This window comes from Paenibacillus silvae, assembly GCF_014639235.1.
GTDB lineage: Bacteria > Bacillota > Bacilli > Paenibacillales > Paenibacillaceae > Paenibacillus > Paenibacillus silvae.
The window spans coordinates 1118172-1130541 of record NZ_BMFU01000001.1 but is presented as its reverse complement, the minus strand read 5'-3'; the positions used below and the strand labels follow the sequence as shown (position 1 = coordinate 1130541).

8 protein-coding genes are annotated in these 12370 nt (G+C 49.5%); all 8 read left to right on the top strand.

The window, feature by feature from the left end:
• Positions 1–31: 31 nt before the first annotated feature.
• Positions 32–904: a metallophosphoesterase family protein gene (locus tag IEW26_RS05110; RefSeq protein ID WP_188591498.1), complete on the top strand. Its 873-nt coding sequence runs from the start codon at positions 32–34 to the stop codon at positions 902–904.
• An 89-nt stretch (positions 905–993) separates the two neighbouring features.
• Complete coding sequence (locus IEW26_RS05105; protein WP_111273797.1) at positions 994–2022, top strand: LacI family DNA-binding transcriptional regulator; 1029 nt, start codon at positions 994–996, stop codon at positions 2020–2022.
• A gap of 180 nt (positions 2023–2202) precedes the next feature.
• Positions 2203–3465, top strand: a complete 1263-nt coding sequence (locus IEW26_RS05100; RefSeq protein WP_188591497.1) for an ABC transporter substrate-binding protein — start codon at positions 2203–2205, stop codon at positions 3463–3465.
• 103 nt (positions 3466–3568) lie between these two features.
• Positions 3569–4456, top strand: a complete 888-nt coding sequence (locus tag IEW26_RS05095) for a carbohydrate ABC transporter permease (RefSeq protein ID WP_110896384.1) — start codon at positions 3569–3571, stop codon at positions 4454–4456.
• The gene (locus IEW26_RS05090) at positions 4449–5294 is read left to right on the top strand and encodes a carbohydrate ABC transporter permease (RefSeq protein ID WP_184190703.1); all 846 of its coding nucleotides are present in this window, start codon (positions 4449–4451) and stop codon (positions 5292–5294) included. The genes IEW26_RS05095 and IEW26_RS05090 overlap by 8 nt, the downstream gene beginning before the upstream one ends.
• Positions 5295–5414: 120 nt before the next feature.
• On the top strand, positions 5415–6911 hold the full coding sequence (locus IEW26_RS05085; protein ID WP_188591496.1) for a glycoside hydrolase family 30 protein: 1497 nt from the start codon (positions 5415–5417) through the stop codon (positions 6909–6911).
• Positions 6912–6983: 72 nt separating this feature from the next.
• On the top strand, positions 6984–10001 hold the full coding sequence (locus IEW26_RS05080; RefSeq protein ID WP_188591495.1) for a beta-galactosidase: 3018 nt from the start codon (positions 6984–6986) through the stop codon (positions 9999–10001).
• A 970-nt stretch (positions 10002–10971) separates the two neighbouring features.
• Complete coding sequence (locus IEW26_RS05075; protein ID WP_188591494.1) at positions 10972–12306, top strand: glycoside hydrolase family 43 protein; 1335 nt, start codon at positions 10972–10974, stop codon at positions 12304–12306.
• Positions 12307–12370: the final 64 nt, after the last annotated feature.

Sequence of the window (12370 nt, the reverse complement as noted above, 5' to 3'; positions counted from 1 at the left end):
AAGGTAAAATAAAGGAGAGGGGAGAGATGATATGGAAATACTGGAATTGAATGATAAATCCGTTGAACATTTTGCTTACCTGAATATGATGCCTGGCGGGCAGGTCGTCGAGGCACAGCTCCCGATCTATCATGGTACCATAGCTGGTTTGCCAGAAGGCGTGGAGGCTCTGATTGTGACCTCGGATTTGCAGGGAATTGTACCTGGAACGGAGAAGAAGTCTGATGCGGCATCTGGCACGGAGCCTGCGGACAAGCTTCTGGGTGAGGTGCTGCCTGCCTATATTCGCCTGCTGCTGGAGGTGGAATGGCCTGAGCTTGATCCGCAGAAGGTTGGTGTGCTGTTATGTGGAGATATGTATGCCCTGCGCGGGAAAAGGGGAGCAAGCGGCAATCCGGTTCCCGTCTGGCTTGCCTTCAGGGCAGCCTTCGGCTGGGTTGCCGGCGTACACGGCAACCACGATCTAACCGATGACGCAGTCGCTCATCGGTTACACCGCAGCGAGGGCATCCATTGCATGGATGGCCCAGCTGCGGTCATCAGCGCCGGCCCCCCACCGGGTGGCCTTGCGCCAAATGCCGCCAAGCCCTCCCAGCTGCGCATCGCGGGGCTTGGCGGCATCATCGGCAGGCCGGACAAGCCGAACCGGCTGCCGGCAGAGCAGTACCTGCAATCCGTGCGCAAGCTGCTGAAGCAGCAGCCGGATTGCTTGCTTTTGCACCAAAGCCCGGGCATCGCCGAGCTTGGGCTTGCGGGTGAACCGCTCATCCGGCAGGCCTTGGAGGCCGGGCCGGAGACGCTTGTGTTCAGCGGGCATACCCATTGGGATACACCGCTTATTCAACTGAGCAACGGCACACAAGTGGTGAATGCCGACAGCAAACTGTTTATTTTCACACGCTAGCAGCCTGTGCGGATGAAATGCATTACAGTGTCATATCTTATCTGGTATGATAAGCAGAAAAATAGAGAGAAAAGGAAGGTTTCCACCCTATGACATCGATCACCATTTATGACATCGCGAAGGAAGCAAACGTATCTGTCTCGACTGTCTCCCGGGTGTTGAATGACACGGCCCCTGTTCGTGCAAGCACGAGGGAGAAGATTATGTCGATTATTGAAAAACATCAGTTTCAGCCCAATGCGCAGGCACGCAGCTTGATCAAGAAAGAGACGGGCACCATTGCAATTATTTTGCCTGATATAACGAACCCCTTCTTCCCGGAAGTGTTCTGGGGGGCAGAGAATGAGGCTCGCGGACTCGGGTACACATTCTTCTTGTGCAACACGGCCGGAGATTATAATCGGGAATCTGAATATCTGTCTATTCTTCGAGAGAAACGGGTAGATGGCATTATCTTTCTCGGCGGGCGTATTAACCTGCAAGTATGCCCGGATAACATGGCACAGGAATTAATGGATATGAGCAGACATATGCCGATCGTGCTTGTGAATGGCAACATTGCCAAGGGCGGATTCCACCGTGTGTATACAGACGAGGGAGCAGGTGCAGCGATGGCAGCCGAACATTTGCTTGAGCTTGGGCACCGGGAGATTGCTTTTGTTGGTGGTTTGAAGGAATTGTCCACGACAATGGTCAAGGTGAAGGCAGTGCAGAAGAAACTGCGCGAGCATGGACTTGAAATTCCGAAAGAACGTCAGCTGCTTGGCAGCTTCTCCATCGAAGACGGCAAGCGGGAAATGTCCAAGCTGCTGGATCGGGACAATCCGCCAACGGCAGTAATCTGTGTTAATGACAATACAGCGATCGGTGCGATCAAATCAACGATTGAGCACGGGCTATCCATTCCAAAGGACATCTCGATTATTGGCTTTGATGATACGCCGCTGGCGACTGCTGTTATACCGGAACTGACAACCATCTCCCAGAATACGTATCAGCTGGGCAAGCAGGCCGTAGATGTACTCCATGATCTCATCAACCAAGGCAAACCGAAGAAACAGATCATTTTGCAGCCTGAACTGATTGTGCGTCAGAGCACGGGACCTGTTGCCAAGTGAAGGATGTGTGGTGTAAAAGAAAGCGTTGACATTCCCTTGAAGGCTGAAATATAATGAAGGTGTCAATGAAACCCCTTTCATAAATGGAACGGGTTTTATATTCAAGGTTAATGAAACCCATTTCATGAAATGGGTTTCACAAAACGGTCATCCATTCATTAGTTCAAGGGGGCGTAACGTATGAGAAGAAGTTTAAAATTCATTTCGTTATTAATGTTGGTTGCGGTTGTGGGTCTGACTGCTTGCAGTAACGGAAGCAAGGGTGCTTCGGGCGGAGGCAAAATAGACCTGAGCATGACAATCTGGGGCTCGGAAGATGAGAAGAAAATCTATCAGGAACGACTTGATATTGTGAAAAAGACGTACCCGGATATTAACGTGAAGTTAAATGTCGTTGCAGGTGATTATGACCAGAAGGTACAAACGATGATTGCCGGAGGCACTGCACCTGACATTATGATGATTGCCGAGAACTATCAGGCGTACGCCGCCAAAAATCAAATTATTCCGCTGGATGACATGATCAAAGCAAATAACGTGAATATGTCTGAGCGTTATTCTGACGATATTGCCAATCTGATGAAATACGATGGCAAGCAATACGGTATGCCGGACCGGGCAGGGGCGATGGTTCTATTTTATAACAAAGACCTGTTCGATAAAGCTGGCGTAGCTTACCCAACCAAAGAATGGACACAGGAAGATTTGATGGCCGCTGCTCAGAAGCTGACCGTCAAGGAAAATGGCAAAACAGTGCAATGGGGTTACTATCCGGGCAGCTGGTGGCCGCAATGGATGCAGCTGATTTACCAAAATGGCGGCTCCTTGTTTGATGAGAATGGCAAGCCAACCTTCAACACAGAGCCAGTGCGCAAAGCGCTGCAGTTCATGAATGATCTGACCTTTACACATGGTGCCGGACCAACACCAACCGAGATTGCAGACATGGGCAACATCGGGGCTGACCCGCTCTTCGCTCAAGGAAAAATTGCCATGGAGACTACGGGCTTCTGGAACATTGGTTCACTGGCCAAGGTACAAGGCATCAACTGGGATATCTCTCCTATCTGGGGTGAGACCAATGCATTCTTTAACGGATTTACAATTACCAATGCTTCCAAGCATAAAGAAGAAGCCTTCAAAATCATTGAAGCTCTGACTACACCTGAAGCTCAGATGCCAATGATCAAAGCTGGACAGGATGCGCCAGCAACCAAAGCAGGCTTGTCCAGTGAAGAATTCCTGAATGCGGAATATGGCGGCAAAAAGATCAACATGGCTGCTTTCAGCGAATCTAAAATCTATGCGGAGCCATTCAATCCACAGTGGAATGAAATGATGAAGCTGATTAATGACAAGCTGGGCGTATACTTCAACAACAAAGCATCGCTGGATGATACAGTAACGGAAATCCAGAGTGGACTGGAACGACTCTATAAGTAAACGATTTCTGAACATCATGTACAAATAGCATCGACAGGAGGACAGATGGAATTCGGCACCAAGGCGGATTTCATCTGCTCTCTGCGTCATGGGAGGGCTTAACGTGAAAAAAAAGGACGGGAAATGGTTTTATCTCTTCATCTCGCCTTGGCTGGTCGGATTTCTGGGATTGACCCTGGGGCCGATTCTGTTTTCCATCTACATGAGCTTTACGAACTGGGATCTGTTCCAGTCCCCTGAATTTATCGGTATCGACAACTACAAAACCTTGCTGACAGATGACCCGATCTTCTGGAAATCGGTAGGAAATACGTTCTTCTATGCCCTGATATCGATTCCGCTAGGCATGTCGATCTCGCTGTGGATCGCATATTATCTGAACAAAAAGCTCAAGGGCATTACGTTTTTCCGTATTCTGTTCTACCTGCCATCCGTCGTACCGGTCGTTGCAAGCTCCTTGCTGTTCATCCACCTGCTTGCACCGACAGAAGGTTTGATTAACCAGACTCTGGCTCTCTTTGGTATTCAGGGGCCATCCTGGCTGCTTGATCCGAATTGGGTGAAGCCGGCATTGATCCTGATGTCCCTGTGGGGAGTCGGTGGCGGAGTTGTCCTGCTGCTTGCCGGGATGAAGGGCATTCCGCAGGAGCTGTATGAGGCTGCGGCCATTGATGGAGCGAAGAGCAGTCAGTCCTTTTTCCATATTACGTTCCCGATGCTCACACCCGTCATTTTCTTCAATCTCGTAACCGGTATGATCGGGGCGTTACAGACCTTCGCGCAGGTATTTATCGTTACAGCCGGGGGGCCCGACAATGCCAGTCAGATGGTGGTGCCATACCTGTTCCAGAACGCCTTCCAGTTCTACAAGATGGGATACGCATCGGCCATTGCCTGGGTGCTGTTTATCATCATCATGGCGCTCACATTAGTTGTATTCCGTTCATCGGCGCTATGGGTGCATTACGAGGAGGGAAAAGCAAATGAGTAATCCATCGGCTGTAGAGAAGACGATATCTTATATTTTTCTGATTTTGGTCGGGGTGCTGCTTGCTTCGCCATTCCTGTACATGGTCTCTATTGCGCTTGCAAGTGACGCGACAACCGTCAAATCAGCCTTTACATTTGTTCCGAAGGAATTCCAGTGGTCCAATTTCTACACGATCTTCACACATAACAATCTGGGCACTTATCTCAAAAACTCGGTCATTATTACCGTCTTTACGATTATCGGTTCTGTCTTGTCGGCATCGGTCGTATCCTACGGTTTTGCTCGCATCAAGGCCAAGGGCAGCCGCTTCCTGTTTATTGTTCTGCTGAGTACGATGATGATTCCAGGGGAAGTAACGATGGTACCGCAGTTTATCATCTTCCGTCACCTGGATTGGATTAATACATTTTACCCGTTGATTGTACCAAGCTTTTTTGCCGGAGCATTCAACGTGTTCCTGATTCGTCAGTTTGTGATGAGCATACCGAAGTCACTGGATGAGGCAGCCATGATTGACGGTATGGGGCATCCGGGAATCTATTGGAAAATTATTATGCCGCTCACCTATCCGATTCTGGCAGCCATCGCAATTTTCTCGTTCTCCTATAACTGGGGTAACTTCATGGGACCGCTCATCTACATCAATGATCCGGAGAAAATGCCGCTGGCTCTCGGGGTTCAATTGCTGACAACGGTTGGTGGCGGACAAATGCCGCCATGGAACCTGGTTATGGTCGCTTCCTTGTTCCTTACCATTCCAATGGTGCTGGTCTACCTGTTTGGTCAGCGTTATGTATACGAGGCCAATATTAGTGGTGGCAGCAGTGGTATTAAGTAATCAGATGAATCGGTAAGCAAGAATGTATGCTCCATCAAGTTTGTAAAGGTATGAAAGCCAGCTTTAGCATAAGCGAGGACGGGTACCAACGATCGTACATGGAGAAAGGAATGTTAGACCATGGCGCATAACGAACATCGCCGCAGGCGCAGCAAAAGGATCATCTTCGCAGGTACGGCCTTGCTTGCGCTGGCGGCTATAGGAGGAATTGTTATCAATCATTATATGAATCAAGCACCCAAGACACTTGTATTTCGGGAAGAGCCGGTGCATCTGCAGCTGGATCAGTCGTATGATCATTTTGAAGGCTGGGGTACATCGCTGGCCTGGTGGGCCAATGATCTTGGCAACTGGAAGAATCAGGCCAAGGTGGATGAGGTTATGGATCTGGTGTTTGATCCGGCCAAAGGACTCGGGCTTAACATTGTGCGCTACAATATCGGCGGTGAAGAGAACCCCGAGATGAAGGCGCTCCGTCCGGGCGGAGACGTACCGGGCTTCCAGCCCGAGCCGGGGAAATGGGACTGGGATGCGGATGCAGGTCAGCGCTCCATTCTTCAGGGTTCGATGAAACGCGGGGTCAACATTACCGAGGCGTTCTCCAATTCGCCCCCATATTGGATGACCATCAGCGGATCGGTCACGGGAGCGGAGGATGGCGGCAACAATCTGCGTGAAGACCAGTATGATGCGTTTGCCGATTATTTGACCGAAGTGGTGAAGCATTACCGGGATACGTGGGGGATCACCTTCCGTACGCTGGATCCGCTGAATGAACCCTCCTCCGATTGGTGGAAGAAGGGCAATATGCAGGAGGGCAGTCATTTCAGCAACGAGAAGCAGGCCGAGATTATTAAGAAAACAGCCGCTTCTCTCCGAAGCAAAGGACTGGATGGCACCGTAATCAGTGCCGCGGATGATAACAGCATCGATGAGACGGTGTTTAACTTCAGCTTGTATGATCAGGAGACCATTGATGCGGTGCAGCAGATCAATACCCATTCGTATAACGGCAGCAAAATGGAAGAACTGCGCGAGCTGGCCGGCAAGCTGGGCAAAAAGCTGTGGATGTCCGAATATGGTACGGGCGGCAGCGAGCCGCATAACCATGAGGACATGACCTCAGTACAGGAGCTGGCAGAGCGCATCATGTTTGATCTGAAAGTCATGCAGCCGTCTGCCTGGGTATACTGGCAGGCCGTGGAGGATGAAGGGGCGAATAACAACTGGGGATTCATCCATGCGAATTTTAACGGGGATGAGCAGTATGAGATGACCAAGCAATATTATGGCATGGCTCAGTTCACCAAATATATTCGTCCAGGCGCGGTCATCATCCCGACCGATGAAGGTAGAACACTGGCTGCTTATGATGCAAAGGCCCACAGACTGGTCCTGATTATTCGCAATGAGCTGTCGGCGGGAAGCAAGGCATTTGACCTGAGCGGCTGGGATGCTGCCACAACAACGTCTGCCCAGATGTATCAGACATCACCAGAGCACAATATGGAGAAGCTGGAGGATATTCCAGTGTATGCGAACGGCATTGAAGTACCTGTAGCAGAGAATTCCATCACCACCGTAGTACTCGAAGGTGTAATACCAACGGTAGATTGATATCGCACAGAAGTAACTGAAAGAAGCGGAGCGTTCGCTTTGATCCATAAAATAAGAAGGAGGGGAATAACGTTGACAGAACAAACGTCCCTTTTGTTTCAGGAACAAAACAATAACGAGCTGAGGCGAGAGCAGAATGCTCAAGCCCAACTGACGTATGATGCACGCAGCTTTTATCTGAACGGAGAGCGTATTTTCCTGAACAGTGCAACCATTCATTATTTCCGAATGCCCAAGGAGGAATGGCGCGACGTTCTTCTGAAGGCAAAGCTGGCGGGCATGAACTGCATTGATACCTATTTTGCGTGGAATGTGCATGAACCGGAGGAGGGACAGTGGTCCTTCGAAGGCGATAACGACTGCGGTGCTTTTCTTGATCTGTGTGCGGAGCTGGGCATGTGGGTCATTGCGCGGCCAGGGCCATTCATCTGTGCAGAGTGGGATTTCGGAGGATTTCCGTACTGGCTGGGAACCAAGCCCGGTGTAAAATTCCGTGAAAATAACGAAATATATTTGCACTATGTACAGTTATATTTTGATCAGATCATTCCGATTATTCGGAAGCGTCAGCTGTCTGCCGGAGGTACCGTCATTCTGGTTCAGGTTGAAAATGAATACGGGTACTTGATGGATGATGAGGCAGCAAGCGCACATATGACAACGCTGAGAGACGGCATACTGGAGCGCGGCATTGACGTTCCGCTTATCACATGTGTCGGTGGAGCAGAAGGCACAATTGAAGGGGCCAATTTCTGGTCGGGGGCAGACGGTCATTATGCGAATCTGCGCGCCAAACAGCCGGATACACCGAAAATGGTGACCGAATTCTGGACGGGATGGTTCGAGAATTGGGGAGGACCGTCTGCGATCCAGAAGACTGCACCGCTGCTAGAGAGAAGAATCATGGAGGTGCTGCGAGCCGGATATACGGGCATCAGTCATTACATGTTCTATGGTGGCACGAACTTCGGCGGGTATGGCGGCAGAACGCTGGGCAGCAGTGATATTTTTATGATTACCTCCTATGATTATGATGCCCCGTTGAATGAATATGGGCGGGTAACCCCGAAATATGCTGTGACGAAGAACCTGTCTTATTTTGTAAGGGCCTTTGATTCACTGTTAATGGCTTCGGAGGAGATTGCGGCTGAGCAGATTCAGGTTCGTCATTCGGGTGGCATCTCCGTGCGCGGAAGACAGTCCGGGCAGGAGAAAATCTGGTTTGTGGACAGTCACAAGGATGAACGCGAGACGGTACACCTTACATTGGAGGAAGGCCGCACATTGCCTGTATCCATACATCCCGGTCAAATTGTTCCACTGCTGGATCGTGTACAGATTGCGGAGCAGGTGTACTTGACTGCAGGCTCTCTGATTACGGGGAATGAGATGGTTGACGGAGAACTGACCTTATTCGTGGCAGCCGACAGAGGGCAGCGCTCGGTAATCGAGCTGGAGCTTGGCGCGGGATCGACATCAGCATTGGTCGAGGGAGGTCTTGTTCTGAAGGACAGCACAGTTCATGTGCTGATGGGACAGGATGCGAAGAGAAATGCCTATCGTTTGGATCTGTTTCACTTTCAAGAGCCGGGTGTGATACGTGTTGAAGCAAACGGCACACTCATTCGTTTCGTAATTCTGGACAAAGAAACAATGAATCGCACATGGCGCGTAGAATCGGCAGATCGCGAAAGCTTGCGTTATGCCATCGGCTTTGACGATGTGCATGTTACACCATCCGGTCAGGTGAAGGGTATGATCACTGATCCTGAACGCACAATCATGCTGCTTGGCGATTGGCAGGAGGGGGAACAAACCCGGACTGCAAAGACGTTTTTCAATAACGAAGTGCAATCACAGTCCAAAGCCAATGAAGCGGAATCACAGCTGAAAGCGACGGTATCAGGGAACGAACAGTTGGATTGGCTGATTCCTGCGGCTCCTGTGCTGTCTGGTTCTCCTGACTGCTCACGAATCACGCTAACGGCGAAGCAGCGCTCTGCGAGCGGGCAGCCGATGGATTTTTCCCATTACGGACAGGACTTTGGATACCTGCTGTATGAATGCCTTTTTGACAGTGCAGCCGATGAAATCACCTATCTGGTTCTGCCGGATATTCAGGATACCGCGAGAATTATCGTGAATGGTGCCGAGCAAGCACTTGTGCGTCAGGTTGGTGCGGCGGCGGTGCCGATTCGGGTAGTTGAGGGACAGAATACACTGCAGCTGCTTGTACAGCACATGGGCAGACTGAACTTTTCCCCTTATCTTGGAGAAAGCAAAGGTGTGGCAGGGCCGCTGTACCTTGGGGGACACGTTCAGGATCTGCGCCGGGATTGGTTGACCGAGACAGGGCTCCTTCATCTGGATGAAGTGAATGATGCCCCGGGAGGCACGCTGCTTCGTCGCAGCTTTACACTGGAGGGCAGGAATCAGGCCGTGCTTGTAGGTGCCTTGAGCAAAGGCTTGAAAATTAACGGCGTTGAGATTCCGATGCCTGCCTATCAGGACTGGTTTGCATTCCAGACACTCGACCTGTCCGGTTATGTAATGCCGGGCGAGGTGAACACGCTGGAGATGCCATACAGCCGATCACCGATTAACCGACTGGAGCTGATTACCTACTCCAACGACGGTGAACTGCAAAATTGGCGAATGGGGGGTACGGAGGCACTGCTTCCGCAGCAATGGGAGTCATACGATGCAGAAGTGCGTTCACTTGCGGGTGGACAGCACTTCAACGTTGCTAATCATGGCAATTCAATTGCCCCTGCTGCAGCCGGCAGCGGTTCGTATCATCAGCCGGTCTGGTACCGCTGGCGTTTTGCCAAACCTGTCACGGGAGAACAACATAAAGTCAATCTAATGCTCCGTCTCACGGGTATGAGCAAAGGCACGATCCATGTGAACGGGCATCATCTCGGCCGATATTGGCAGATTGGTCCGCAGGAGGATTACAAAATTCCGATGGCGTGGCTGAAGGAAGAGAATGAACTGCTTATTTTTGATGAAGAAGGAAGAACACCTGAACGCGTGCGCTTGCTGCTGGATGAGATGTCACGGCATCCGTGGGTGACAGCGGGAATTTAATGTAGAAATAGCGTTTGAAGCAAGAACTATATAAATTGAACTAAAGAAACGACATTATACCGATTAACGGTTTATGATCGTCAAAGTGCATTGTAATGGGGCAAAAATACCAGCCTTGGCAGGCTGTTTAAGTCGAAGCGAGAAGGCTAACGATCCCCATAGAGCTTATTTCCCCTGAATCGGGGACATTTGAATTCTAACGATCTCCAGGAAGCTTATTCCATTCGAAATCCTGAAAAAGGAGCCTGATCAAGCTGGTTCCAGCAGAATAGCGTCTCTGGGGATCGTTAGAATTTTCCAAAGCCCAAATATGCCGAAATAAGGCTTCTCCTGATCGTTAGCGCTCGCAGTAGAGGGTGGCAGACTTGCACTTGCCATGAGGGATGGACGATATTGGACTAATGTGCCTGGATTGATGAGCATTTTGGAGTGGATTGTGTACATTCTTTAGTTCAACTTATAAGAACCGGAAAAGAATATGCCATTATATGTAGATGTAAAAGCAGATGTAAGAGTAGCGATACCAGTAGCAACAACAGTAGCAACACAACAGCAGCAACACAACAGCAGTAACACCAATAACAAGTAGAAGTAGAGTATAGAGGTTGAAATATAAAAACTAAAATTCAATCCCCCTCATTTTGTTGCAGGCCTGAATCACAGGAGAACTTGATACTAATCTTGAATCTTGTAAGAAACGGTTTTGCACAGCAATGAGGGGATTTATGCTTCAAAAATAGAACCGCATCAGAACGTCTCAGGCAGTTATAAAGATATGATGCAAAGTAATATTGTAAGCGTATACATAAAGCTGGATTTCAATTAATTCGTAAAGGAGGTGATGTTTCATGTAGTATGACTTGAGCGTGCCGCAAGGTGCTGCTTGACGGAAGAAAAATAGATTTGATTACATGCTCGTTCAGTCAGAAGGCAGTGCAATCGGATGTTGTACAGAAAAGGAGTTGGATTCATGTTAATGAAAAGGAAAGACAAGGCACAGCGCTGGTTAAGCAACAAAGCCGCCTTGATTGTCACACTTGCATTATTGTTGATATTCACCACGTTATTCCCGAGTACAGTTAAAGCAACCACCAGTGTGTATACGATGACCGCCTTTACGAACACAAGCGAGTCCAACATGTACATCTACGAATCATATAACGCGACCCATTACGGATTGCTGAAAGGACCGGCGTACACGCCGCCGTCCAATCTTATTCGCGATCCCAGCATCATAAAGCACACCGACGGCCTGTATTATGTGGTGTACACCACGAACTGGTCAGGTAACACGGTTGGCATTGCGTCCAGCCCGGACAAAATGAACTGGACCTTTGTCCGAAACATCACACTGTCCACATCAACCCCGATCGCACATACATGGGCACCGGAATGGTTCAAAGACACAAACGGCAGTGTGAACATCATCGTTTCACTCTCTCCTGGCAACTATGAGAATTTCAAGCCATACGTCATTACCGCTTCGAACAGCAATCTGGCATCCACGTCTTGGTCGGCACCGACGGTGCTTGCAGGCATTGCTCCCAATTATATTGATACCTTTGTTGTCAAGACAGGCTCCACCTATCATGCATTTACCAAAAATGAAACAACCAAATACATCGAATATGCGACCTCCAATTCCCTGACAGGACCTTATACCTTCAAAGGCACAGGCGACTGGGCCGGCTGGGGCTCGTGGGTAGAGGGACCGGCGCTGGTACAGCTGGATAACGGCTCCTGGCGCATGTATTTTGACGGATATGCAGATCACAAATATTATTACAGCGACTCAGCGGATAATTTCCAGAGCTGGACTGCTAAAGAGGAGATTGCGGGTCTGTCCGGTATGGTTCGCCATATGACGGTGCTGAAGGAAGCCGGTCAACCTGGAGATATACGCAAGCTGGAATCATTTAACGTGCCAGGCAGCTTCATTCGCCACTACAACTATCAAGCACGTATTGATTCGAGCATTAGTCCCGCAGAGGATGCCCAGTTTCGAATCGTACCCGGTCTGGCTAATTCGTCTGGCATTTCATTTGAAGCGATAAATTATCCGGGTTATTTCCTGCGCAATAATAATGGCAGCATCCTGCTGGTGAAAAATGACGGCAGTGCTGCTTTCAAAAATGATGCCACCTTCAAACGTGTAAATGGACTGGCGAATGCAAGCTGGAGCTCTTACGCCTCCTTTACCAATCCGAATCTGTATCTGCGCCATTATGATAACATCCTGCGATTGCAGCCTGTTGTTACGACGCTGGATAAACAGGATGCTACTTTCCGGGAAATTGCCCAGTAGTATCAGATTCAATGACATATATAAGCTTGACTATTGATGTACACGTTAACGGAGAGCACAGAAA